Genomic DNA, 23,925 nt, shown 5'->3' with positions numbered 1-23,925 from the left:
GCGTGTGTGCGCGGTCCTTCGCGGGGGCCGCGCATGTCGCGCTAGGTCCAGTATTTCTCATCGCCGATCGCGTGACGATAGCCGGGCGCGCGGCCGGCATGATCGAGCCGCTTGTCGACATGGGCACGACGCGGCGCCGCGGGATGATCCACGGCGTTCCATGCGGGCAATCGCGAGGACTCGTGCGTGGAGCGCGAGTCCGTCGCGATGAGTGCGCCGCCGGTCGCAATGCGCTCGAGCGGCAATTCCGTGTCCGAACCGACTGCTTCGATCGTGTCGACGAACCGCGGCGACTGGGCCGCGCCGACGATGCAGGCGGCCATTGCGACGGCGCTCGACAGGCAAAGCGCTGTCAGCGGGCGGATGACGATCGGGATCATGAAGGCTCCTTGTCGAACGACGGCAGGCGACACGAACGACCCCGACGCAGCCACGTGCGCTCGCGTGTCGGCATGGCGTCCGTCACGCCGGCCTCGATCCGCCGCGATGCGCGCGTGGCCGCCGGGCCGGCACGGACGCCCGCCCGGCGCGTTTCAGCACATTCCGCCGTTCGCACGCACGACCTGGCCGTTGATCCACCCGCCCTGCGGGCTCGCGAGGAACGCGACGACGGCCGAGATGTCCTCCGGCTGCCCGAGCCGTTCCATCGGATTCATCTTCTCCATGCGCTCGATGAGTTCCGGGCTCTTGCCGGCGAGGAACAGCTCGGTGGCCACCGGCCCCGGCGCGACCGCGTTGACGCTGATGCGGCGGCCGCGCAGTTCCTGTGCGAGCACCTGCGTGAGCCCTTCGACCGCGCACTTCGTCGCGATGTACACCGCATAGGTCGGCAAACGCACGCCGGTCACGCTCGTCGTCAGGTTCATGATCCGGCCGCCGTCGCGCACGCGGCGCGCGGCTTCGCGGCTCACGTTGAACGCGCCCTTGAAGTTGATCGCGACCGACCGGTCGAACGTCGCGTCGTCGAACTCGGCGATCCGCGCCTGAAGCATGACGCCGGCGCTGTTGACCACGACGTCGATCCCGCCGAACGCCTTTTCGGCCGCATCGAACATCGCGATGGTGGCCGCCGGATCGGCGACGTCGGCCTTGACGAGCAATGCTTCGCCGCCCGCCTGGCGGATGCGCGCGACGACTTCTTCCGCCGGTGCCGCGTTGCTCGCATAGTTGACGACAACCTTGAACCCGTCGTGCGCGAGGCGAACCGCGATATCGGCGCCGATGCCGCGCGACGAACCGGTGACGATGGCGATCTTGCCGGACGATTGAGACATGTGAGCTCCTTCGATGTATGCCGGGCGGCCGCAAACGCGACGCGTCGCGCGGCCGAACCCGGTCGGGTGGATGATCGGGTGCGGGTGAAACGGTGCGCGATACGCTCAGTTTGGCGTCGGCACGCGCGGCGACAGAAGATCGGACAGGCCGACGCGATGCAGCATCTCCGCGCGCAGCCGGTCGAGCACCGCGAAGCCGACGTTCGCGCCGTCTTCGGTCGGATCGACGTGTACGCGAAACGGCCGCTTGCCGGCAGGCGCCGCGACGACGCCCACGATCGCATCGGCGACGAGGCTCGCGTGCGCGTCCGCCGGTACGATTGCGGCGAACGCTTCCTGCACCTCGCGGCCGAAGTCCGGATAGGGGCCGGCGTCGTATTCGGCCGCACGTGCGGTGTCGGCCGGTGCGCTCGCGTGCGCGAAATGGTTCGTGCCCTGCGTGAACGCGCCCGGCACGACGATCGACGTCTCGATACCCCAGCGCGACAGTTCGCGCGCGTACAGCACGGCGATCGCGTCCATCGCGGCTTTTGCGCCGAAATACGGCGCGAGGTACGGCGGCGTGCCGCCGGCGGCGCTGCTGCTCGATACCCAGATCAGCAGCCCCTCGCGCCGGCCGCGCAGGTGCGGCAGCACGGCGCGGTTCACGCGCTGGGTGCTGAGCACGTTGATGTCGTACAGCTGCGCGTACTGTTCCGGTGTGAATGCTTCGGCCGCGCCGAACGCCATGTGCCCGGCATTGTGGATCAGCACGTCGATGCGGCCGGCCTGCTCGATCACCTGCGCGACGGCGCGATCGATCGACGCGTCCGACTGTACGTCGAGTTCGAGCGGACGCAGGTCCACGCGCGCGTCGCGTGCGAGCGTGCGCATCTGGTCGAGCACCGGCGCGTTGCGCCCGCCGACGTCGCGCATCGACGCGTAGACGATGTGGCCGGCGCGCGCGAGTGCCTCCGCGGTCAGCCTGCCGAAGCCGCTGGATGCGCCGGTGACGAGTATGACTTTGCTCATGATGGATGCCCTCCGTAGGCGGTAAACGTGGTGTTGACGAACGCTATGCGTCGCGGCCGACGGCCCAGCGCTGCTCGATGCGTGCGAACTTCCAGATCGCGATCGAGACGGCCCAGGTCGCGACGAACAGGCCGACGATCGCGAAGCCGAGGTCGTTCAGGTCGAGCGCCGCGACCCATGTGCCGGCCGCGCCGTGCGGGCCCAGCGCGCGGTTGATCAGGCCGAGCACCTCGACGGTGCCGATGACGAGCGCGACACCGATCGAAAGCCCGGTGACGACGAGGTTGTAGTAGATCTTGCGAACGGGCTGCGCGAGCGCCCAGCCGTATGCGGCGTGCATGAACGAGCCGTCGATCGTGTCGAACAGCAGCATGCCGGCCGCGAACAGCACGGGCAGACAGAGAATCGCGTACCACGGCAGACCGGACGCGGCGCCGGAGCCGGTCAGCACCAGCAGCGCGATTTCCGTGGCCGTATCGAAGCCGAGCCCGAACAGCAGCCCGACGAAGTACATGTGGGCCGGCTTGCGGACGATGCGCATCAGCGGCGCGAGCACGCGCGCGACGAGGCCGCGCGACTCGAGGCGCCGCTCGAGCTGCGCTTCGTCGTAGCGGCCCGTGCGCATCGCGCGGAAGGCCGCGTACAGATCATGGAACGCCGCGACGTTCAGCGCCGCGATCGCATAGAGGAAGACGCTCGACACGACCGCGCCGAGCACGCTGGTCAGCCCGCGCAGCGTCGACCCTGCGTCGACCACGTGCGCGGACAGCGAGCGCATCCCGAGCGAGATGAGCACGGCGAGCCCGAACACGATGCTCGAGTGACCGAACGAAAACCAGAAGCCGACGCTCGCCGAACGCTTGCCTTCGCCGAGCAGCTTGCGCGTGGTGTTGTCGATCGCGGCGATGTGATCGGCATCGAACGCGTGGCGCATGCCGAGCGAATACGCGGTGATGCCCGCGCCGATTCCGAACGCGCGGGAACCGACGCTCAGATGCTGCGGGACGATCAGCGCGATCAGCGTCCCCCAGCCGACGACGTGCAGCAGTGCGATGAACGCAACGATCGCGAGCGCGGCGGGATCGATCGGCATGATGCGATGCCGGCCGGCGTTGGCGGTGCCGGGCGGCGGGTGGTGTCGACGTGCAGGCATGGCGGCCTCGATGAAAGGGGAGAGACGCACCCGGCGCGCGGACGCCGGGTGCGGGAGACGCCGGGCTGGCGTCAGGCTTTCGGGACGTACGGGAACGTGGAAGACGGCTTCGACGTGACCGATTCCTTGCCGATGCCGAGCCGGATCGGCGTGTTCGCCGCGATCGTGAACATCACGTCCGGCGCGTTGTCGGTGAGCGATCGTCCGTTCCACTCGGCCATGCCGAACACGGCGCGCGTGCCGATCGTGTACGGCAGGATGTTCGGCAGGAACCGGTGCGCGACGGCCGTCGCGTACCCGAGCGGATCCTCGGCCGTACCGTTCGCGCGCACCGCGCCGGCAACCGACGCGATCACGGTTTCGCCGTACGTCGCGAAGTCGTCGGCGGGGCGGCCCGCATTCAACCGGTCGCCGAGGTCCTCGTTGTATTGCGTGAAGAGCGGATGAATCATCGGGAGCCCGACGCGATTGATCGATCGCCAGCCGCCCGCGTCCGTCGCGAGCGTCGCGACCGCCCACACGCCGATCCTGCGGTTCGCGCCGGCGGCCGGGACGAGTTCGGCGTCCGGCACTTCGAGCACGATCGAGTACACCGTGTGGCCCGCGAACAGGTTGCGCGCATCGCCCGGCTGCCACGTGCCGAGGTCGAGCGGCGTGCCGTCCTGGAACGCATGGCCGACCGCATGCAGCACGTCCGGCTCGATCCAGAACGGGTCGCCCGCGTTGCCGGCCCAGACGCGCACGCCGGATGGCGCGGCGGCCGCTTCGTCGGTGCTGCCGCGAACCACGAGCTCGCCGTCGGCATGCGGATCGGTCGCGGCCGCGCCGGCGATGCGGCGCAGCTCGAAGCGCTGACGCCCGTGCGCATCGCGCGCGTCGAAGCGGATCCGGTACGTCAGCTCCTCGATCGCGTCACCGTTCAGGTCGAGCTTGAATTCGTAGAAGCCTTCCGGGTGATAGCCAGGCGTCGGCACGTCGCCGGCGATCGAGTGGCAGACGTTGATGACGAGCACCGTGCCCGTCTCGCCGCGAAAGCAGTAGAGGTCGGTGATGTCGAGCCGAATGTCCTGTCGGGCGAGCGGAGAGTCGAGATGGTGTGACATGGGCGATCCTGTCCGAAGTGGAGCTGTGGTGGAGCGACGTGCCGCGCCGCGTATCGCGCGATGCACGTCGGCGCGGTCTTCGTCGCTTTTCAGCGGGACGCCGGACGCCTCGATCGAAGAGACGCCCGACGACAGGCGGATTCTGGATGCGCGCAGGGAGGGGTGCTGTCGGCAAGCGACGGGCGTTTGCGGAATCGCACGACGGCGATGCGGCGCGCGTTCAGCGTCGTGCGGCGGGCGCTCGTGTGCGGGTCGCTTGAAAGACGGCTATCGCGGCCAGTGTGACGGCCGCCGACGCGAACACGTATGCGCCCGCGGCGCCGCGCGTGCCGGCCCATGCGTTCACGGACGCGACGACGACAGGCGCGGTGCCGCCGAACAGTGCGACGCCCGTCGCATAGACGACGGACAGCGCTGCCGCGCGGCCGCGCGCGGGGAACATGTCGAGGATCGCGACGATGCTCGGCGCGCCGGCGAGCGCCGACAGCCCCGCGAACAGCGCGACCACGCCGGTGAGCACGAGCGGATGCGCGTGAGCGGCCGCGACGTGGAACGCGGGGAGCACGACGACCATCGTCAGCGCGCGGGCGAGCACGATCGTGCGGATGCGGCCGATGCGATCGGCGAGACGGCCGCCCGCGATCGACAGTGCGAACGTGACCGCACCGACGGCCGCGGTCGTGACGAACGACGCATACGCGGACGGCGGCGGCCCCGCGACACCGAAGGTCGTCGTGTACGCGGCGACGTAGGTCGGCACCGTGCCGCCGAAAATCAGTGCGATCGCGAACAGCCATCGGCCGCGATCACGCGCGAGCATCCCGCGGAACGCAATCGCCGCGGTGCGCGGCTCCCACGTTTCGTCGATATGGCGGCGCAAGTAGATCTGGACGGGAATCAGCGCGGACGCGAGCGCGAACGGCACGCGCCATCCCCAGCGCTCGACCTGCGCGGCGCCCAGCATCGCGTACAGCGCGACGCCGCACACGCCCGCCGCGACGAGCGCGACGCCTTGTCCGGCCATCAGCCAGCCCGCATACGTGCATGCGCGCTCGGGCGGACACCGCTCGAGCAGCAGCGCGCCGGACGCGCCCATCTCGCCGCCGATCGCGATGCCCTGCAGGATCCGGCACAGCAGCACGGCGATTGGCGCGGCGATGCCGAGCGTCGCATAGCCGGGAATCACGGCGAGGCCGAGCGAGCCCGCCGTCACGAGCGCGGCGGTGAGCAGCAGTGCCGGCTTGCGGCCGGCCGCATCCGCATGAACGCCGATCGCGATCGCGCCGAGCGGCCGTGACAGAAATCCGGCCGCGAACGCGCCGAGCGAAAGCAGCGGGCCGTACGCGCCGGCCACGTGCGGGAAGAACGTGCGCGTGATGAATGCCGCGAACACGGCATACGAGAAATAGTCGAAGAACTCCAGCGCGTTCGCCGCGACGATCGTCGCGAGAATCCGGCGCTCGCGGGCGCGATGCCGCGCGTCGCCGCCGGCCGGGCGGACGGCGCCGACCGGCGCGCACGCGTGCCGCCAGGTCAATTTCCCGCCTGTGCGGATACCGCCGCGGCCCCGTCGGACGGGCGGCGGCGCGCGTGCTCGGACGAAGGCAGCGTGAAGCAGAGCCGCGTGCCGTGCGGGCCCGTGTCGTCGATCCAGATCGTGCCGCCGTGCGCTTCGACGATCGATTTCGAAATCGGCAGACCCATCCCCATTCCGTCGCGCTTGGTGCTGGAAAACGGCTGAAAGATCGCGTCGGGCGGGCTGCTGGCGATCCCGCAACCGGTATCGGCGACCTCGAACAGCGTATGCGTGTCGTCGTAGCGGCCGGCGCGCACGCGCAACAGCGGCGCACGCGCGTCGGCAGGCGCCGCGCCGATCGCATGAATGCCGTTGATCAGCAGGTTGGTCAGCACTTGCTGCAGTTGAATCCGGTCCGCATACGCCGTCGCGCCGGCGGCGATTTCGCTCGTGAGCGTGATCGCATGCGCGCCGGCTTCCGATGCGACCAGCTGCATGGCCGAGCCCACGACGTCCGCGCAGTCGAGCTCGACGGCCTCCACCGGCGCACCGGCCAGGAACCCGCGCAGCCGCCGGCAGATGTTCGCCAGGTCGTCCGTCCATCGCGACGCGTGACGAAACGCGGCCGTGGCCTCGGGGATGTCCGGTTCGGCACGGTCGAGCCACCGCACGGCCGCGTCGAGCGCCGTGCGAATCGCGCCGAGCGGCTGGCCGATCTCGTGCGTGATCGACGCAACGAGCTGGCCCATCATCGATGCACGGGCCGTACGCGCAAGCTGCGCGCGCAGCGCGTCGAGCCGTTCGCCGTTCTCCTTGTATTCGGTGACGTCGAATGCGTAGAAATGAAGCCGGCGGTACGCGTCGCCGTCGGCCGGCAGCGAGCAGCGCCAGACGATCGGCACTTTCCTGCCCGTCAACGTGGACAGCGTGCGTTCGCCCTGGCACGACGTGCGGCCTTCGAACATCGCGCGCAGGACCTGCGAATTGCTGACCCGGCTCGCCGGCAGCAATTGCGCGGCCGCGGCGAAAAACGCGTCCTTCGATTCCGCGTCGAACAGCGACAGCGTCGCATCGTTCGCATCGACGAACGCATGCATCCGGCGAACTTCGTCGATGACGCCGGGATGCGCGTCGAGGTAGGCGTCGAGATCGGTCACGCCGCGCGCCTTCAGCGCATCGACCCAGCGTTTGATGCCGGACCAGTCTTCGATCAGGATCGGGATCGGCGCGCTGCGAAACAGCGCGTCGACGCGCGCGTCGATGGCGGCGCGCGTCTCGCGATCGTGCATGCTGCCCGGCGCTGCGACGGATTCGTTCATGGTGGGAAGCTGCGTTGGCCGTGTTCCGAGCGACTCCCCGCGACACGGGGCACGCCATCTCGCTGAAAAATGCGCGGCGATTATACACGGCCAAAATGGCCGGATCGCGGCCCGCGACGGCCGCATCGGGCGCTCGCGACGCGTGCGGCGTCGCGGTCGTGCGCAACGGAAATATGGCGGGGTTGCACGAAAAAGCGGCAGGCCGGGCGGCACCGAGAATGACGCGGATGCACGATGGTGCGGTCGGCAACGGGCCGCTGCGCAGGTCGTGCGATACCGCTGCTTGTCCCGCGACGGCGCGCGACAGCGGCATTCTCGAAGGAGCATGAAGATGGCGAAGCTCGTACTGAAAGACGGCACTGAACTGTTTTACAAGGATTGGGGCACGGGACAGCCCGTGGTGTTCTCGCACGGCTGGCCGCTGAACGCCGACGCGTGGGATGCGCAGATGATGTATCTGGCCGAGCGCGGTTTTCGCGCGATCGCGCACGACCGCCGCGGACACGGCCGCTCGAGCCAGCCGTGGGACGGGAACGACATGTCGCGGTACGCCGACGATCTGGCCGAGCTGATCGAGCATCTCGATCTGGCCGACGCGGTGCTCGTCGGCCACTCGACCGGCGGCGGCGAAGTGGCGCGCTACATCGGCCGGCACGGCACGCGGCGCGTCGCGAAGGCGGTGCTGATCGCCGCCGTGCCGCCGCTGATGCTGAAGACGGCCGCGAACCCGGGCGGGCTGCCGCTGTCGGTGTTCGACGACATTCGCAGCGGGGTCATCGGGAACCGCTCGCAGTTCTTCAAGGATCTTGCGGTGCCGTTCTACGGCTTCAATCGCGACGGCGCGAAGTTGTCTCAGGGTACGGTGGACGCATTCTGGCTTGCCGGCATGCAGTGCTCGATCAAGAGCGCGTACGACTGCATCGAGGCCTTCTCCGAAACCGACTTTACCGGCGACCTGCGGCGCATCGACGTGCCGACGCTGGTCCTGCAGGGCGACGACGACCAGATCGTGCCGCTCGACGATTCGGGAAGGCTGTCGGCCGAAATGGTTCGCGACGCGCGGCTGACGGTCTATCCGGGTGCGCCGCACGGGTTGTGCACGACGCATGCCGATCGCGTGAACGCCGATCTGCTCGCGTTCATCCGCGCGTGACGCGCCGTGCCGCGCCGCGCGCACCGGCGGCGCGCGGCGCGGCGCGCTTCAGCTGCCGAAGTACGGCGTGCAGAAGCTGGCCGGCCCGACACAGCCCGCGCCTTTCGCGACGGTGCGTGCGGCGCGGGTGCCGGCCGCGCTGCGGCCCCAGTCGGGCGTGCCGCCGTATCCCTGGGCGAGCGCGTGCTGCGTGTCGTTTGCGGCGGCTTTCGCTTCCGCGGCCTGGATGTCGGCCGGATAGTCGGCATTGGCGCCGCGCGACGGCAGATAGCCCGCCTGCTCGATGCGAGCCAGGTCCGCGCGTACCTGCGCGCGCGTGACCGGCGCGGCGGTTTGCGCGAAGCCGGCGGCGGGGATCAGCGAGCAGGCGCCCAGAATCAGTGAGATGGCGATGTGCTTCATGATGACGCTCCTTCGGATATCAACGGGGATGGTGGTAAGGCGTGCAAGCACGCCGGTGACGACCCGTGCTGCGTGGAACCCGATCGATGCGGCGGCCCGGGGTGACGCCCGGCGTGCAGGATCGCCGCGACCCGGCGTGGCGACGTTGACGGACCGGCTGCAGATCGGTGGTCGATGCACCGAATATAGGGAACGCGCGCCGCGCGTCGTTGCGCGGACGCACGCAAGAGTGCGGATTCGCCGGATCGCGAGCGGCGCCTGCCGTCGCGCGGCGGTGCGCCGGCGGGTGCGGCAGCACGCGGGCGGCGACTATACGTCCATATGATTTGCGCGGGCCGCCGATTTCTCTAACATGGCTGCCGTTGGGGTGGCCGGCAGCCGGCCGCCCGCCGTACGATTTCGGCCGAGGGCCCGAGGTTTGCAGAAAAATCCGATCGTTTCGATTATCGACGACGACGAATCCGTTCGCGTCGCAACGTCGAGCCTGGTGCGTTCCCTTGGCTGGACGGCCCGCCTCTACGCGTGCGCGGAACAGTTTCTGGCAGCGGACGGCCTCGCGGACGTCTGCTGCATCATCTCGGACGTCCAGATGCCTGGCATTTCCGGCCTGGAAATGTATCGGCGTCTCGTCGACGGCGACATCGCGCCACCGGTCATTTTCATTACCGCGTTCGCGTCGGATTCGGTCCGGCGGCAGGCGCTCGACATGGGTGCCGTCTGCGTGCTCGCCAAACCGGTCGACTCGGCCGAAATGGCGCGCCGTCTGGAAGCGGTGAAGGCGGGCGGGGCCGATGCGGCGCGCTGACCGGCCGATCCTTTTCCTGTCGCGGCGTGCCGCACCGCGGCGATGATGCGCGCCTCCGGCACGCTCGCGCTCTGGCAAGCGCCGCGCACCCGGGCAGACGCCGCTCGATCCGAACGCCATTGTGCGAGAATCGCTCGAACTCGCGCGCCGTTCGCGGATTTGCACGCGCAGGTGGTCGTGCGAGACACCGGCGCCGGCGTCCCGCCTGTCCAGCGCACCGTTCACGACCACGGAGGATCACATGGGAATGGGGTTGTCGATTTGCCGATCGATCGTCGAAGCGCCCGGCGCGCGGATCCGGGCTGGCCTGCATGCGTGTCCGGGTGCGGTCATGCCGTTCGTGCGGCCCGTCGAACAGGAAACGTGTAATGAGCACTGACGCGCAAGATCCGGCCGGGCAGTCGATCGTCTACGTCGTCGACGACGACGAATCGATGCGCACGGCCGTCGACATGCTGCTTCGATCGGTGGGATTGCGCGTGCACGCATTCGCGTCCGCACACGCGTTTCTCGCGTTCGACAAGCCCGACGTGCCGAGCTGCCTGATTCTCGACGTGCGCCTGAAAGGCCAGAGCGGCCTCGCGGTCCAGGAGCAGATCGCAGCCGCCGACCTGCATCTGCCGGTCATCTTCATGACCGCGTACGGCGACATCGCGATGTCGGTGAAGGCAATGAAGGCCGGCGCGATGGATTTCCTCGCGAAACCGTTCCGTGAGCAGGACATGCTCGACGCCGTGTCCGCCGCGCTCGCACGCGACGCGCAATGCAGGCGCGCGCAGCGCGCGCTCGGCGATCTGCGCGCCCGCTATGCGACGTTGTCGGCGCGCGAGCGCGAAGTGATGGCGTTCGTCGCGAGCGGACTGATGAACAAGCAGATCGCCGCCGAAATGCATCTCAGCGAAATCACCGTGAAGATCCATCGCGGGCAGGCGATGAAGAAGATGGACGCGCGCTCGCTCGCCGACTTCGTCAAGAAGGCGGAAGCGCTCGGCGTCGGTCAACCCGGCGACGCCGCCGCCGCGCCGAGTATGCGCGGAGCCTGATTCCGCGCGCCGCCGTTCGAATCGGCAAGCGCGCCGGGGCCGCGAAAAGATCCCGTCGATGCAACCGGCATGATGGCTGCGCCTGCGAGCGCGTTCGCTCGCGGCACGCAGGTCGCGCGCTGCGCATCGTGCAGCGAAAAGCGCGACGCATCATCCCGTCATACCGGAAAAGCAAAGGGGATCAAATGAACATGCCACTCAGGAAGAAGCTGGTTGTCGCGGCCATCGCCGCCTGTGCGACGCTCGGCGTCGCGTCGTCGACGGCCGCCGCGTCGCCCGCGGACCCTGCGACGGACGAGCACATCGATCCGCAGATTCGGCCGTTCCTCGTCGCGCTCGACAAGGACAGCAGCCCGTTCTGGGAGTTGCCGCAGCCGAAGCCGCAGGAGATCCTGACGCATCTGCAGGACCAGACGCCGGTCGACATGTCCGGCGTCACGACCACCGAGCGAACGATCACCGCGGACGGGCGCACGGTGAAGCTGTACATCGTGAAGCCGGCCCGCACCGAGGGCAAGCCGGGCGTGCTGCTGTTCATCCACGGCGGCGTCTGGATCGTCGGCAACTTCGCGAATCATCGGCGTCTCGTGCGCGACCTCGTGGTCGGCTCGGGCCAGGTTGCCGTTTTCGTCGAATACACGCCGCTGCCGCAGGCGAAATTCCCGACGCAGCTGGAGGAGTCGTACGCGGCGCTGAAGTGGGCCGCTGCCAACGCCGGCCAGTTCGGCGCCGACGGCTCCCGGATCGCGGTGGCCGGCAACTCCGTCGGCGGCAATATGGCCGCGGCGCTGACGCTGATGGCCAAGGACCGCAACGGGCCGAAGATCAGCTATCAGGCGCTGCTGATTCCGGCGACCGACGCCAGCGTCGATACCGATTCGTATCGCGAGTATGCGACGGGACGCTTCCTCGCCCGCGCGTTCATGAAATATGGCTGGGATCTGTATGCGCCCGATGCGAAGACGCGCGACAACCCGTACGTGTCGCCGCTTCGTGCGAGCAACGACGAACTGAAGGGGCTGCCGCCCGCGCTCGTCGTGACCGCCGAGAACGATCCGCTGCGCGACGAGGGCGAAGCGTATGCGCGCAAGCTGAAGGACGCGGGCGTGAGCGTCGCGGCCGTCCGCTACAACGGCACGATTCACGATTTCGTGCTGCTGAACGCGCTGCGCCATGTGCCGTCGACCGAGGCGGCGCTCGAGCAGATCAGCGCCGGCATTCGCGAGCACATCGGGCAGTAACGGCCGCGGTCGGCGGCCGTCCGCGACGCCCGCTTCGCGCGGCGGACGCGGGCCGGCCTGCCGGCCGTTCGCCGCGCGACCTGCGCCGCGCGCCGCGTTCGCCGGCCGCCGCGCGCGTTACGTCAGGTTGTACGATGCGGCGCCGGTGCCGGCGAGCTTTCCGCCGTCGACGATCAGATATTCCGGACGGATCGGCCTGCCTTCGAGGAAGCACTGCAGGATCTCGAGCGTGCCCGCCGCGTAGCGCGCTTGCGCGGACAGCGACGTGCCGGAGATGTGAGGCGTCATCGCGGCATTCGGCATCCGCCGCCACGGATGATCGGCCGGCGCGGGCTGCGGAAACCACACGTCGCCGCCATAGCCGGCGAGACGCCCCGATTCGAGCGCGCGCACGACCGCGTCCGTGTCGCACAGCCTGCCGCGCGCCGTGTTGATCAGATAGGCGCCGGGTTTGACGTGGCTGAACATCTCGTCGTCGAACATGCGTTCCGTCGCCGGATAAAGCGGGCATTGAAGATTGATGACGTCGCAGACACGCACCAGCGACTGCGGAGTGGGGTGGTAGACGAGGCCGAGTTCACGTTCGAGGCCGGACGACAGCCGATGGCGGCTCGTGTAGTGCAGATGCACGTCGAACGGTTTCAGCCGGCGCAGCACGGCGAGACCGATGCGTCCCGCGCCGATCGTCCCGAAGTGCATCCCTTCGAGATCGTAGCTGCGGCTCACGCAATCGGCGATGTTCCAGCCGCCGTCCACGGCGATCCGCTGGGCCGGCACGAAGTTGCGCACCAGCGCGAGCACGGTCATGACCACGTGTTCGGCCACGCTGATGCTGTTCGAGAACGTTTCCTCCGCGACGACGATGCCGCGCTCCGCCGCGGCCTGCAGGTCCACGTGATCGGATCCGATCCCGGCGGTCAGCGCGAGTTTCAGCTTGCGCGCTTTCGCGATCCGCTCGCGCGTCAGGTAGGCGGGCCAGAACGGCTGCGAAATGACGACGTCCGCATCCGGCAGGTGTTGCTCGAAGATCGAGCCGGCGCCGTCCTTGTCGCTCGTCACGACCAGTTCGTGCCCATGCGCTTCCAGATACGGCCGCAAGCCGAGCTCGCCCGATACGCATCCGGCGAGCGCGCCCGGCTTGATACCCGGCTCGCCTTGCGGCGACGGCAGTCGTTGGCCGCCGGGATACGCGGCGATGACGGGGATGTCGTCGCGCACGTAACGCGGCGGATAGCCGGTCGCCGGGTCGGGATACAGCACACACAGCACCTTCGCCATTCGTGTTCTCCTGGTCTGCGAAATCATTCGTCTGCGGAACGCGTTCTCGTCGCAGATTAGGAGAGGCGATTGGGGTGTCGTTCTGTCAGCGCACGGATTTTTTCCGAATCGCATGGGCCGCATGCGCGATGCGCGCGACGTTGCCGCCGCTGCGCGGCGCCGTCACGCGCGCGCCGACGGAAGCATCACGTGAAACGTCGTGCCGGCCGGTTGCCGGGCAGTCGCATGCAGCCGGCCGCCGTGCGCGGCGACGACCGAATGCGCGATCGACAGCCCGACGCCCATTCCCGTGTCCTTCGTCGTGAAGAACGGCTCGAAAAGGCGGTCCATATGGGCGTCCGATACGCCGGGCCCGGAGTCGGCCACGCAGATTTCGACGCTGCCGCCGTCGGTATTCGACGTCGAGATGATCAGGCTTCGGCGGCCTTCGTTGACCGCATGCATCGCCTCGATCGCGTTGACGATCAGGTTGAGGATCACCTGCTGGAGCTGGACGCGATCGCCGACCACGAGCGGCGCCGGCGTCGCGAAGTCCGTGTCGATACAGATGCCGTTCTTTTCCGCATCGCGCCGCGTCACGAACAGGATGTCGAGAATCGCCGCGTTGACGTCCACCGTCTCCTCGCGCACCGGCGATTTCCGGACGAAGTTGCGGATGCGGTCGATGATGTCGCCCGCTCGCAGCGCGTCGCGAACGATCAGGTCGAGCGCCTTGGATGCGCGCTCGACGTTCGACGGCCGCGCGGCCAGCCATCGCAACGCGGCATCCGCGTTCGCGGCCATCGCGGCGATCGGCTGCTTGACCTCGTGACTGATCGTTGCGGTCAGTTGCCCGACGGCCGACACGCGGTTCGCGTGCGCCAGCTCCTGCTGCATTTCGCGGAAACGACTCTCGCTTTCCCGCGCGCGCGCGTCGGCGCGCTTGCTTTCGCTCAGGTCGAGGACGAACGCGACGCCGTCCTGCCCGCTCGACGAGAACATCGCCGCACCGACCAGGATGGGCGCGCGGCTGCCGTCCTTCCGAAAGTACTCCTTCTCGATCGGAGGCAGCACGCCGGTCGCGCGAAGCGTCGGCTCGTGGATCTGCAAATCGGCCTCGATCCATTCGGGCGGCGTGAGCGATCGCCAGTTCAACTGCCCGCGTTCGAGTTCGTCGCGGCTATAGCCGATCAGGTCGAGGAGCGCGGAATTCGCATCCATGATCGTTCCGTCGAGCGCATAGATGAAGATGCCGATGATGTTCGCGTCGACGAGGCGACGGATCCGCGCCTCGCGTTCGGACAGCTCGCGATACAGCCGCGCGTTCTGCAGCGTGATCGCCACCTGCGACGCGAGTACGCCGAGCGCCGCGAGGCGCGCCGGCGCGAAGACGCCGGTGGCGAGCCGGCTCTCGAGGTACAGCGCGCCGGTCAGTTCGTCGCCGCGCAGCAGCGGCATGCAGAGAATCGAACGCACGCGCTGCGCGGTCGTATAGGGATCGGCCGCGCAGACGGGATCCGTCAACGCGTCCGGGCTCGATACGGTCTTGCGCGTCCGCAGCACGTAGTGGAGGGTCGCGACCGGCAGGCGATCCGCGTCGAGCGGCGAGCTTTCCTGGGCGACGGCGACCGCGTCGTCGTGAACCGTGGCTTCCGCGTGGATGCTCGCATCGCCGCCGCCGTTTCCGGACGCCAGGATCAGCAGCCCGCGACTTGCGCCGGAGTGCGTGAGCGCGGCCTTCATGAACGTGTCGATCACCTTCTCCGGAACGATCTCCGACGACACGCGCTGCGACACGTCGATCAACATTGCGTAGTCGATTTCCCCGGCCGTCGACCGGATCGTTTCGCGGCGGCCGTGATCGTGCATCCCGGCGGCGAGGTGAGGGTAAGCGCGGTCGAGCTGGCGGACTTTCGCATCCGCGCCCCAGCGCATGTATCCGTAGCGGGCATTGCGCGCATAGGCGTCCGATATGATGTCGAAGCCCCGCGTGCGGTAAAAGCAGGCGGCACGCTCGCTCGCGAGCGCCTCCTGATGCGGGAAGTCGTTCGCGCGAGCCGAACGGATCGCCTGTTCGTACAGTTGCTGCGCATCGAGCGTGCGGGACTCGATTCGCGCACGCTCGGCACCGAGCAGCGCCGCGCGATGCTCGAAGTTTTCCGGGAAGTGGCGGGCCAGCACGTCGAGGTGCGCCTGGTGCACGACGAACCGCTCGAGCAGGCCGGCACGTTCGCCGGGGCCGGCATCGTCGATCGCCGCGGACAACGTCAGCGCGGCGTAGAAGTGGAACTCGGCCTCCTCGAGAAACATCGACGACGTCCACAGCAGCGCCTGCGCGTGCCGTAGCGATTCGAGCGCTGCCTCGTGATCGCCGAACAGGTAGCGCGCCTGCATCTTGCGGATCCAGTACCAGCATGCCGCGATCGCGAGCCCGGGATTGTCCGCGAGATGCGCTTCGAACGCATGCTCGTCGAAGTGTCCGTCGTCGAACGATCCGGGCCGCGTCGTCTGTCCGCGCAACGTGCGCACCAGCGCGAGTTGCGTCGACACGATGTCGACCACGAGGCCATGTTGCGCGTTCCGGGCGAACGCGAGCCCGCGTTCGGCTTCGTCATGGACGGATGCAAGCGGATCGCCGGCGAACAGGAAATTCGTGTTCAGGCAGTTCAGCGAATACGACGCGTACAGCAGGTCGCCGGCCTTGTTCGCGGCGGCGAACGCGCGCCTCAGCGTGTCTTCGGACAACCGGACGTGCGTGATCCAGCGCAGCGTGAAAATGGCATACACCATGCAGGTGCTCGCATGGAAGCGGTGCTGCGCGTTGCGTTCGGCGATTCGATAGCCTGCCTCGCCGAAGCGGATGCCGAGTTCGAAATCGCCGAAACGCGGGCCCGCAATCCGGCTCAACGTGCCATACGCGACGCACGACGCTTCGCAGTTCCCGCTCGCGAGGCTGATGTTGATCGCCTTGCACGTGATCAGCGAATTCAGGTTGAAATCGGTGAAGCACGCCGCGGACAGCAGGCGGGTCAACACTTCCAGCGTGATCAGCGCAACGGGATCGGCCATCGGCTGCGATCCGGCGATGTCGTCGATGGTCAGCGCGGCGGCGCGTCGGCGCAGCGCCGTGTATTCATCGTGAACGTCGAGATCCGACGGACGGGCCGGCACGTCGATGCCCACGTGCCGCAGGAAATCCAGCGCGACCGCGATCGCCTCTGCGCTTCGATCGAGCGCCGTATGGACGTCCATCCGCCGCACGGCAACCCGGCCGCGATCGACGACGGTCAGCGTGTCGGCGCGAAGCGCCGCGAGGCGGCACCCGGCCGCCGCGAGTTCGCCGGTGAGGAACTCGCATTCGGCCAGCTCCAGCTCGAACTCGAAGCGGATGCCGGGCGCGCGCGTATCCGGGGCGAGCGCCAGCAGGCCGGCGCCGGTTCGCAGATAACGCAGTGCGGCGCCGTACGCTGCCGACGATTTCGCGCGAATGCCGGCGCGCAGATTGAGCGCGGCCGCCGCGTGCCGCTCGTCTGCCGACAGGGCATCGTTGCCGGCCCGCTCGAACTGGCCCGCGATGTCGAACAGCAGCCCGTCGTCGCTGGACGCGGGCAGATGCGGCAGCAGGCGCCGGCCGATCTCCAGGTGCGTGCCGGCTCGTGCGGCATCGGGAATCAGCGCATACGCCGCTTCCTGGATCCGGTCGTGCGCAAACCGGTACGTGTCGCCGACGCGTTCGACCAGCTGCTGCCGCGTCGCGAGCCGAAGCTGCGCATGCAGCGCGTCTTCGGTCGTGTGCCGGACGATCGCGAGGCTGCGCACCGTCGCGCTGTTGCCGAGACATGCGAGCGCGCGAAGCGCGTCCTTGCATGGTCGCGGCAAGCGTTCGAGCCGGACCGACATCAGCTCCGCGACGTTGTCCGTGTAGCGTGCGCTCCCGACGGCCTGCAGGTCCCATGACCATCGTCCCGCCGATCGATCGAGCCGAAGCACGTTCTCTTCGGCGAGCGCATGCACGAACTGAACGACGAAGAACGGATTGCCGGCGGTCTTCGCGTGAACGATGCGGGCGAGCGGCTCCACGCACTCGCAGTCGGACCGCAGGATATCGCCGACGACGGCGGTCGTCTGCGAGACCGTGAGTGGCGTCAGCCGTATTTCCTCGACGGCCACGCCGGCCGACTTCATCCGCGCGCGCATCTGCCGTAGCGAATCCGCAGCGCCGGCTTCGTTGTCGCGATACGCGCCGATCAGCAGGATGCCGCGCATGTCGTGCTGGCCGCCGATGCTGTCGAGCAGCTCCAGCGTGGCCGCATCGGCCCACTGGAGATCGTCGATGCACACGACGAGCGGAGGCTTCAGCCGTGCGAACACCCGAAGGAAGCGGTGCAGCACCCGCTGAAACCGCGTATGGGCGTGCTGCAGCGGCAGCTCCGGCACACTCGGTTGCTCACCCAGCAGCAACGTGAGATCGGGCACGAAGTCGGTGATCAGCTTGCCGTTCGGCCCGACTGCATCGCGCAGCGCGTCGCGCCACGCGCGCAACGTGTCCTCCGGTTGCGTGAACAGCGACCTCACCATGCTTTTCAGCGCGAGCGCGACGGCCGCATACGGCGCCTCGCGATTGTGCTGATCGCACTTTCCGACGGCGAACGTGCCGTGCGACGGGCCGATTGCCGTTTGCAGCTCGCGCACCAGCGACGACTTGCCGACGCCGGCATGGCCGGAAACCAGCGCGAATTCGAGGTTCCCGCCGTGCGTGACGCGCCCGAGCACGCGCATCAGCCGTGCGAGTTCATGTTCCCGGCCGTATGGTTTGCGCGGACCGGACAGCCGGCCCGGCGGATCCGCGTCGCCCGGATCGAACGCGTGAATTGCCGCGTGCGCGCTCAGCTCCGCGATGCAGCGGCGCAGGTCGCGCTCGAGCCCGGCCGCGCTCTGATAGCGGTCGCCGGGCGCCTTCGCGAGCAGTTTCATGACGATCGCGGACAGCTGACGGTCGACGCGATCGGCGCGCAGATGCGGCGCAACGGGCTGTCGGGCCGTGTGGCTGTGAATCCATTCCGACGCGTCCGCGGCCCGGAACGGCAACGTCCCGGTCAGCATCCGATAGAACACCACGCCGATGCTGTACAGATCGCTGCGGGCGTCGATCGGGCAATCGAGCCGTCCCGTCTGCTCCGGCGCCATGTACGCCATCGTGCCCGCGATCAGATCCGGCGGACTCGCCGGCTTGTGCTGCTCGGGCGCGTCGGACGCGATGCCGAAGCCCGTGATCCTGACGACGCCGTCGACGTCGTCGACGTACAGATGCCCCGGTTTCAGGTCCCGGTGAACGATATCGCCGGCATGCATCCGGTGGACGGCGGCCGCGATCTGGACGGCCAGCGTCAGGAACCGCGCGGTCGCGAGCCTTTCGGTCAGCAGATGTTCGAGCGGAACGCCGCCCGGGTCTTCCAGAACGAGCGCGATGCTGTCGCCGCGTCGTTGCAGATCCAGCGGCCGCATTGCCCAGGATCCATCCAGCCGGTCGCGCATCCGGTATTCGTTCAGCAGCCGCTCGAACGCGGCCGGATTCGACGCGCCGCCTTTCGGCTGCGCGACCAGCACGGGAATGCGGTTGCCCTGTGCGTCCGTCAGCGAAGCGCGCGCATGAACGACGTCTTCGTCTTCGCAGACCACGGAAAGACGGAGGTCGGCGGCAAGCTGCGCCGGCGCGGATGCCGGCGGCAGCTGCCGCGTGCGCGCGCCATCGGCGGCCCGCTGCCCGGGCGCGGCGACGGCGCCCGGATTCGGCGATTCACTCATGGCGGACACTGCGTTGCGCCGGTTCGTGCCGTATCGCCGCGGCCGGCCGCGCCCGCTTGCCGATGCCCGTCACGCATGCTCGGCCAACCGGCTCTCGCGATCGACGAGCCCCAGCGCATCGGCCTTCAGCACGAAATCGGCGAGCGACTGCGATTTCATCTTCTTCATCGCCTGCCCGCGGTGCAGTTTCACGGTGATTTCGCTCAGCTTCAGTTCCGTGGCGATCTGCTTGTTCAATAGCCCGTTCGCGACCATCGCCATGATCGTCCGCTCGCGCGGCGTCAACGATGCGTAGCACGCACGCAATAGCGCGGCCGAACGATCGAGCGCACGTCGCTTGCGGTCGCTCTCGAGCGCACGCGTGACCGCGTCGATCATGTCCTGGCCGCGGAATGGTTTCGGCAGGAAGTCCACCGCGCCGGCCTTCATCGCCTGAACCGACATCGGGATGTCGCCGTGCGCGGTCATCAGGATGACCGGGATGCGCAGCTCCCGCGCGATGTCCGCCTGCACCGCAAGCCCGCTTTGCCCCTTGAGCCGGACGTCGAGGACGACACAGGCCGGTGCGTCCGGCACGTCGAGCGCCTGGAACGGCGGTGCGGCATCGAACGACCGGACGCGCAGTCCGACCGAGTCGAGCAACGTTTCGACCGCTTCGCGCATCGCGCTGTCGTCGTCGATCACGAAGACGACGGGATCGGCCGTGTCGTTGGTCATACCGGTCATATCGTCCTCCGCCTGTGAAAATTCCGAATGGAAGCGTACCGCCCGAAGCCTGTTGCCGCGTGACATGCCGGTGCGGCGAGCCTGCATTTTATGTCCAAAACGGTAGCGCAACGATCGCGTCAAAAAGCTCGGCCGGCGCGGGCGTCCGCACGCCTTCGGCGCATGCTGCGACGACGCGGCGGTGCGCGGCTTCGTTCGGCTTCGTTCATATAATGGCGGACCGTGAACCTTCGCTCACCGGCGTATCTCACCGATTTCAGGAGCCAGACCGATGTCGTTGCGCACCGATGCAAACTTCTTCCTCCTTCTTGCCGATTCGTACCGCCGGCTCGTGAACCGCCCGCTCGTTCCCGACGGCATGAGCGCAGCCGACGGCGCCGCGTGGCTGTACGAGACGGCGCCGTTCGGCATCCTTGCGCACGACACGTCGGCCGACCCGGTGTTCGTGTACGGCAACAAGCGCGCACAGGCGATCTTCGAATACGACTGGGACGAACTGACGGCGTTGCCGTCGCGTCTGTCGGCGGAGCCGATGGAGCGACACGAGCGCCAGGTGTTTCTCGACAAGGTGATGCGGGATGGCTTCGTGTCCGAATACCGCGGCGTGCGCGTGACGAAGTCCGGCAAGCGGTTCTGGATCGAGCGCGCGACCGTGTGGCAGCTCGCGGACGCGGACGGCATCGTGCGCGGTCAGGCCGCGATGATTCCGGAAGTGCGGCCGCTCGACGCGTCTGCATGAACGCGACGACAAACCGGCATACGGGCCGCGTTGCCGGCGTGCGCGGTGTGCGCGGCGTGCGGCGGGCCGGATCGGCCCGCACACCGCACACGCCGGCGGCCGGATGACAAAACCGTAATCGAAGCCTCACCTTCAGGAAAGCGCATGAATCGCAGAATGGACACAACTCCTCATCGCATCGATGCGGAGCGGATGTCCGGCCTGATCTGCGGACGCAAACATGCCATCTTGTGAGGTGAACATCATGAACAACCTGATTCGTGCAGCATTGCTTACCTGTGCGCTGAGCGCACCGCTCGTCGCATTCGCGCAAACCACCGGCCATGAGCTCACGCGAGCCGACGTGCGCGCCGATCTCGTCCGCGTCGAGAAGGCCGGCTATCGTCCCGTCGGCAGCGACCCGTACTATCCCGACGACATCCAGGCCGCGGAAGCGAAGGTCGCCGCGCAGCAATCGCAATCGGCCGCCGCACCGAGCGTCGCCGCAACGAGCGCCGACGCCCAATCGCTCGCGTCGCTCGACACGCAACAGTTGTACGAGCATCACTGAACGCTGTGGGCGACCGCCGTCCGTGGCCCGGCGGCGGATCGTCCAGCGGCATGCATGCCGCCGCGACTCAGCCTTCTCCGTTCTCGAGCACGTTCTGCGTGAGGGCGATCGACGGAATCGTCGGCTTGAGCAACGCGCGGCGCGCGCGACGGCTCAGCCACGTCCAGCCGCCCACGAGCATCAGCGCGACCAGCGGGATCGATGCAATCGTCCACGTCCCGTTCGGGTAGTCGAATGCCATCAACACCAGCACACCGAGCAGGAACAGCAGCGTGAGCCACGACGTCACGGGCGCGCCCGGCATCCTGAACGACACGTCCGCCACGTCGCCGCGCCTGACCGCGGCGCGGAACTTCATCTGGCACACGACGATGAAGCCCCATGTGCTGACGATGCCGAGCGACGCGATGTTGAGCACGATCTCGAACACGCTCGACGGCACGAGATAGTTGAGCAGCACGCCGACCACATAGATCGCGACCGTCACCAGAATGCCCGCGTACGGGACGGATTGCGCGCTCATCCGCGCGAGGAACGCGGGCGCCGAGCCGCCCATCGACAGCGAGCGAAGCACGCGTCCCGTCGAATACAGGCCGGAGTTGAGGCTCGACAGCGCGGCCGTCAGCACCACCAGGTTCATCACCGAGCCGATGCCCGGCACGCCGAGCGCGCCGAAGAACGTGACGAACGGGCTCTGGCCCGCGTTGTACGCGCTCCACGGCAGCAGGCACACCAGCAGAACCACCGACGCGACGTAGAAGATCGCGATGCGCCAGATCACGTTGTTGATCGCGCGCGGCAGTACCTTGCGCGCATCCTTGCACTCGCCGGCGGCCGTGCCCACCAGTTCGACGCCCGCGAACGCGAACACCACGCCCTGCACCAGCACCAGCGCCGGCATCAGCCCGTGCGGAAAGAACCCGCCGTTGTCGGTGATCAGATGCATCCCCGTGTCATGGCCGGCGACGGGCATGCCCGTGCCGAGAATCGCCGAACCGATCACGAGAAACAGCACGATCGCGGCGACCTTGATCAGCGCGAACCAGAACTCCATCTCGGCGAACCACTTCACGCCGATCAGGTTCATCGTCGCGACGATGCAGAGCGCGACGAGCGCGAAGATCCACTGCGGCACGGCCGCGAACGGCGCCCAGTAATGCATGTAGAGCGCGACGGCGGTGATGTCGACGATACCGGTCATCGCCCAGTTCAGGAAGTACATCCAGCCTGCGACGAACGACGCCTTCTCGCCGAGGAATTCGCGTGCGTACGACACGAAGCTGCCGCTGCTGGGGCGATGCATCACGAGTTCGCCGAGCGCGCGCAGGATCAGGAAAGAAAACGCGCCGCACACCAGATAGACGATCGCGAGCGACGGGCCGGCCGCCTGCAGCCGGGCGCCGGCGCCGAGAAACAGCCCGGTGCCGATGGCCCCGCCGATCGCGATCATCTGCACCTGCCGATTGCCGAGGGTCTTGTGATAACCGGCTTCGTGCGACTCGAGCCAGCTGCGTTTGTCGGTGCCGCCGGTTGTCGACGGGTCGGGAATCGATGCCATGACGGTATCCTCGCGCACGGATGGGATTGAATTCATCCCGATCGCGGATCGATCGGGACCACCGGTACCGGAGGACCAGGGCGCGGAATCGAGCACGCCGATCCTGATTGCGAATCGCCGGTGCGGCGAAAGGCACGGTACGCCGCGAACGTATGCAGCCGTAATTCCCGTCACAAACGGAATGCAAATTTGGACTGAGCCTGTTCGAATCCGTGCATGGCCCCTCCGGAGACGGATGAACCAGCCAGTTAATCTGGTGCGTCGGCGCGCGCTCCGAGGGCAGCCGCTGCGGCCAGTGCCGGCGCATGCACCAAAATGAGGAATTCGGCGCTTCGGAATTTCCGCCTCACGCCCGCGCGGCAAGCGTTTCAAGGCAATGGCCCGGTTCTTGCTGGAATGGTATCGGCCGCGCAATCGTTGCGCGCTGCCCGACGACGACATACCAGACAAGGAAGATTCACCGTGAGCCCGACGACCCGACCGTTCCCCCGACGCACCTGGCTGGCTGCGTTGCTCGCCGCACCCGTGATGGCGCTGTTCGCCGCCGCGCCGGCCCATGCCGATGCGCTCGACACCATCGCGAAAAGCGGCACGCTGCGCGTCGCTGTGCCCGAGGACTATCCGCCTTTCGGCTCGGTCGGCACGGACATGCAGCCGCAGGGCTACGACATCGACATGGCCGGCGTGCTCGCCAAGGCGCTCGGCGTCAAGCTGAAGCTGGTGCCCGTGAACAGTGCGAACCGGATTCCGTACCTGACGACCAACAAGGTCGACATGGTGATTTCGTCGCTCGGCAAGACGCCGGAGCGCGAGAAGGTCATCGACTTCTCGAGCGCGTACGCGCCGTATTTCCAGGGCGTGTTCGGGCCGGCCGACGTGAAGGTGAGCGCGCCCGCCGACCTGACCGGCAAGACGGTCGGCGCGACGCGCGGCGCGCTGGAGGAGATCGCGCTGTCGCAACTCGCGCCGAACGCGACGATCAAGCGCTTCGAGGACAACAACGCGACGATCCAGGCGTTCCTGTCGGGGCAAGTTCAGCTGATCGCGGCCGGCAACATCGTCGCGGCGGCGATTCTCGCGAAGAATCCGCCGCGCCGCCCCGAGGTCAAGTTCGTGATCAAGAATTCGCCGTGCTTCGTCGGCGTCAACAAGAACGAACCGCGCCTGCTCGCGAAGATCGACGATGCGATCGCGCATGCGAAGCAGGACGGCACGCTCGGCGAGATGTCGCGCAAGTGGCTCGGCCAGCCGTTGCCGGCCGGGCTGTGAC

The 23,925-nt window shown here is 68.1% G+C and carries 19 protein-coding genes; 7 read left to right on the top strand and 12 right to left on the bottom strand.

Going from position 1 to position 23,925, the window contains the following annotated elements:
- Positions 1-41: 41 nt before the first annotated feature.
- The 7 genes from BSE24067_RS21725 to BSE24067_RS21695 form a co-directional block, all read right to left on the bottom strand.
- Positions 42-380: a hypothetical protein gene (locus BSE24067_RS21725; protein ID WP_151067741.1), complete on the bottom strand. Its 339-nt coding sequence runs from the start codon at positions 378-380 to the stop codon at positions 42-44.
- Positions 381-533: 153 nt separating this feature from the next.
- On the bottom strand, positions 534-1,274 hold the full coding sequence (locus BSE24067_RS21720) for an SDR family oxidoreductase (protein ID WP_151067742.1): 741 nt from the start codon (positions 1,272-1,274) through the stop codon (positions 534-536).
- A 105-nt stretch (positions 1,275-1,379) separates the two neighbouring features.
- Positions 1,380-2,285, bottom strand: coding sequence for an SDR family oxidoreductase (locus BSE24067_RS21715; RefSeq protein WP_170297549.1), 906 nt, complete (start codon positions 2,283-2,285; stop codon positions 1,380-1,382).
- Positions 2,286-2,328: 43 nt separating this feature from the next.
- On the bottom strand, positions 2,329-3,438 hold the full coding sequence (gene nicT, locus BSE24067_RS21710; protein WP_151067746.1) for a Nickel transporter NicT: 1,110 nt from the start codon (positions 3,436-3,438) through the stop codon (positions 2,329-2,331).
- Positions 3,439-3,509: 71 nt separating this feature from the next.
- Entirely contained in the window at positions 3,510-4,541 is a 1,032-nt protein-coding gene (locus BSE24067_RS21705) for a DUF4331 family protein (protein WP_151067748.1), read from the bottom strand.
- Between the two features lie 220 nt (positions 4,542-4,761).
- Positions 4,762-6,078: an MFS transporter gene (locus tag BSE24067_RS21700; protein ID WP_151067750.1), complete on the bottom strand. Its 1,317-nt coding sequence runs from the start codon at positions 6,076-6,078 to the stop codon at positions 4,762-4,764.
- A complete protein-coding gene (locus BSE24067_RS21695) occupies positions 6,075-7,376 on the bottom strand; it encodes a sensor histidine kinase (RefSeq protein WP_151067752.1) in 1,302 nt (433 codons plus the stop codon). Before BSE24067_RS21695 ends, BSE24067_RS21700 begins: the two co-directional genes overlap by 4 nt.
- Before the next feature lie 331 nt (positions 7,377-7,707).
- Between BSE24067_RS21695 and BSE24067_RS21690 the strand changes: the two genes are divergently transcribed.
- A complete protein-coding gene (locus tag BSE24067_RS21690) occupies positions 7,708-8,529 on the top strand; it encodes an alpha/beta fold hydrolase (RefSeq protein WP_151067754.1) in 822 nt (273 codons plus the stop codon).
- A 48-nt stretch (positions 8,530-8,577) separates the two neighbouring features.
- Here BSE24067_RS21690 and BSE24067_RS21685 read toward each other — a convergent pair whose 3' ends face one another.
- The gene (locus BSE24067_RS21685; RefSeq protein ID WP_151067755.1) at positions 8,578-8,931 is read right to left on the bottom strand and encodes a DUF4148 domain-containing protein; all 354 of its coding nucleotides are present in this window, start codon (positions 8,929-8,931) and stop codon (positions 8,578-8,580) included.
- Between the two features lie 418 nt (positions 8,932-9,349).
- Here BSE24067_RS21685 and BSE24067_RS21680 point away from each other — a divergent pair, with 418 nt between their 5' ends.
- The 3 genes from BSE24067_RS21680 to BSE24067_RS21670 all read left to right on the top strand — a co-directional run bounded on the left by BSE24067_RS21680 (position 9,350) and on the right by BSE24067_RS21670 (position 12,020).
- Positions 9,350-9,736 carry a response regulator transcription factor gene (locus BSE24067_RS21680; protein WP_151067758.1) on the top strand — a complete coding sequence of 129 codons (387 nt, stop codon included), beginning with the start codon at positions 9,350-9,352 and terminating at the stop codon, positions 9,734-9,736.
- Positions 9,737-10,104: 368 nt separating this feature from the next.
- Positions 10,105-10,779, top strand: coding sequence for a response regulator transcription factor (locus BSE24067_RS21675; RefSeq protein WP_151067760.1), 675 nt, complete (start codon positions 10,105-10,107; stop codon positions 10,777-10,779).
- A 185-nt stretch (positions 10,780-10,964) separates the two neighbouring features.
- Positions 10,965-12,020, top strand: coding sequence for an alpha/beta hydrolase (locus BSE24067_RS21670; RefSeq protein ID WP_151067762.1), 1,056 nt, complete (start codon positions 10,965-10,967; stop codon positions 12,018-12,020).
- Positions 12,021-12,137: 117 nt separating this feature from the next.
- Here the strand turns inward: BSE24067_RS21670 and BSE24067_RS21665 are convergent, their stop codons facing one another.
- The 3 genes from BSE24067_RS21665 to BSE24067_RS21655 all read right to left on the bottom strand — a co-directional run bounded on the left by BSE24067_RS21665 (position 12,138) and on the right by BSE24067_RS21655 (position 19,808).
- Entirely contained in the window at positions 12,138-13,298 is a 1,161-nt protein-coding gene (locus BSE24067_RS21665; protein ID WP_151067159.1) for an NAD-dependent formate dehydrogenase, read from the bottom strand.
- Positions 13,299-13,460: 162 nt separating this feature from the next.
- Positions 13,461-19,082, bottom strand: a complete 5,622-nt coding sequence (locus tag BSE24067_RS21660) for a trifunctional serine/threonine-protein kinase/ATP-binding protein/sensor histidine kinase (protein WP_151067158.1) — start codon at positions 19,080-19,082, stop codon at positions 13,461-13,463.
- Between the two features lie 69 nt (positions 19,083-19,151).
- The gene (locus BSE24067_RS21655) at positions 19,152-19,808 is read right to left on the bottom strand and encodes a response regulator transcription factor (protein ID WP_174904851.1); all 657 of its coding nucleotides are present in this window, start codon (positions 19,806-19,808) and stop codon (positions 19,152-19,154) included.
- A 271-nt stretch (positions 19,809-20,079) separates the two neighbouring features.
- Between BSE24067_RS21655 and BSE24067_RS21650 the strand changes: the two genes are divergently transcribed.
- Positions 20,080-20,547, top strand: a complete 468-nt coding sequence (locus BSE24067_RS21650; RefSeq protein WP_151067157.1) for an MEKHLA domain-containing protein — start codon at positions 20,080-20,082, stop codon at positions 20,545-20,547.
- Between the two features lie 244 nt (positions 20,548-20,791).
- Positions 20,792-21,097 (top strand): DUF4148 domain-containing protein, encoded by a 306-nt coding sequence (locus BSE24067_RS21645; protein WP_151067156.1) that lies wholly within the window; start codon positions 20,792-20,794, stop codon positions 21,095-21,097.
- A 67-nt stretch (positions 21,098-21,164) separates the two neighbouring features.
- Here the strand turns inward: BSE24067_RS21645 and ansP are convergent, their stop codons facing one another.
- The gene (ansP, locus tag BSE24067_RS21640; RefSeq protein ID WP_151067155.1) at positions 21,165-22,655 is read right to left on the bottom strand and encodes an L-asparagine permease; all 1,491 of its coding nucleotides are present in this window, start codon (positions 22,653-22,655) and stop codon (positions 21,165-21,167) included.
- A gap of 462 nt (positions 22,656-23,117) precedes the next feature.
- On the opposite strand from ansP, the gene BSE24067_RS21635 reads away from it, so the two are divergent.
- Positions 23,118-23,924: a transporter substrate-binding domain-containing protein gene (locus BSE24067_RS21635; protein WP_151067154.1), complete on the top strand. Its 807-nt coding sequence runs from the start codon at positions 23,118-23,120 to the stop codon at positions 23,922-23,924.
- The last annotated feature ends 1 nt before the right edge of the window (position 23,925 follow it).

It is taken from the genome of Burkholderia latens (assembly GCF_902499045.1).
In the GTDB taxonomy this organism is placed as follows: domain Bacteria; phylum Pseudomonadota; class Gammaproteobacteria; order Burkholderiales; family Burkholderiaceae; genus Burkholderia; species Burkholderia latens.
Note: the sequence above shows the minus strand (reverse complement) of the source record. Positions and strands in the feature narration are given on the sequence as shown.

What these genes read in the sequence shown, in the direction of transcription:
- BSE24067_RS21685 (WP_151067755.1), bottom strand. Translation starts at nt 8,931, where the DNA reads ATGAAGCACATCGCCATCTCACTGATTCTGGGCGCCTGCTCGCTGATC.
- BSE24067_RS21705 (WP_151067748.1), bottom strand. Translation starts at nt 4,541, where the DNA reads ATGTCACACCATCTCGACTCTCCGCTCGCCCGACAGGACATTCGGCTC.
- nicT (WP_151067746.1), bottom strand. Translation starts at nt 3,438, where the DNA reads ATGCCTGCACGTCGACACCACCCGCCGCCCGGCACCGCCAACGCCGGC.
- ansP (WP_151067155.1), bottom strand. Translation starts at nt 22,655, where the DNA reads ATGGCATCGATTCCCGACCCGTCGACAACCGGCGGCACCGACAAACGC.
- BSE24067_RS21725 (WP_151067741.1), bottom strand. Translation starts at nt 380, where the DNA reads ATGATCCCGATCGTCATCCGCCCGCTGACAGCGCTTTGCCTGTCGAGC.
- BSE24067_RS21670 (WP_151067762.1), top strand. Translation starts at nt 10,965, where the DNA reads ATGAACATGCCACTCAGGAAGAAGCTGGTTGTCGCGGCCATCGCCGCC.
- BSE24067_RS21655 (WP_174904851.1), bottom strand. Translation starts at nt 19,808, where the DNA reads ATGACCGGTATGACCAACGACACGGCCGATCCCGTCGTCTTCGTGATC.
- BSE24067_RS21720 (WP_151067742.1), bottom strand. Translation starts at nt 1,274, where the DNA reads ATGTCTCAATCGTCCGGCAAGATCGCCATCGTCACCGGTTCGTCGCGC.
- BSE24067_RS21695 (WP_151067752.1), bottom strand. Translation starts at nt 7,376, where the DNA reads ATGAACGAATCCGTCGCAGCGCCGGGCAGCATGCACGATCGCGAGACG.
- BSE24067_RS21660 (WP_151067158.1), bottom strand. Translation starts at nt 19,082, where the DNA reads ATGAGTGAATCGCCGAATCCGGGCGCCGTCGCCGCGCCCGGGCAGCGG.
- BSE24067_RS21665 (WP_151067159.1), bottom strand. Translation starts at nt 13,298, where the DNA reads ATGGCGAAGGTGCTGTGTGTGCTGTATCCCGACCCGGCGACCGGCTAT.
- BSE24067_RS21715 (WP_170297549.1), bottom strand. Translation starts at nt 2,285, where the DNA reads ATGAGCAAAGTCATACTCGTCACCGGCGCATCCAGCGGCTTCGGCAGG.
- BSE24067_RS21650 (WP_151067157.1), top strand. Translation starts at nt 20,080, where the DNA reads ATGTCGTTGCGCACCGATGCAAACTTCTTCCTCCTTCTTGCCGATTCG.
- BSE24067_RS21645 (WP_151067156.1), top strand. Translation starts at nt 20,792, where the DNA reads ATGAACAACCTGATTCGTGCAGCATTGCTTACCTGTGCGCTGAGCGCA.
- BSE24067_RS21675 (WP_151067760.1), top strand. Translation starts at nt 10,105, where the DNA reads ATGAGCACTGACGCGCAAGATCCGGCCGGGCAGTCGATCGTCTACGTC.
- BSE24067_RS21690 (WP_151067754.1), top strand. Translation starts at nt 7,708, where the DNA reads ATGGCGAAGCTCGTACTGAAAGACGGCACTGAACTGTTTTACAAGGAT.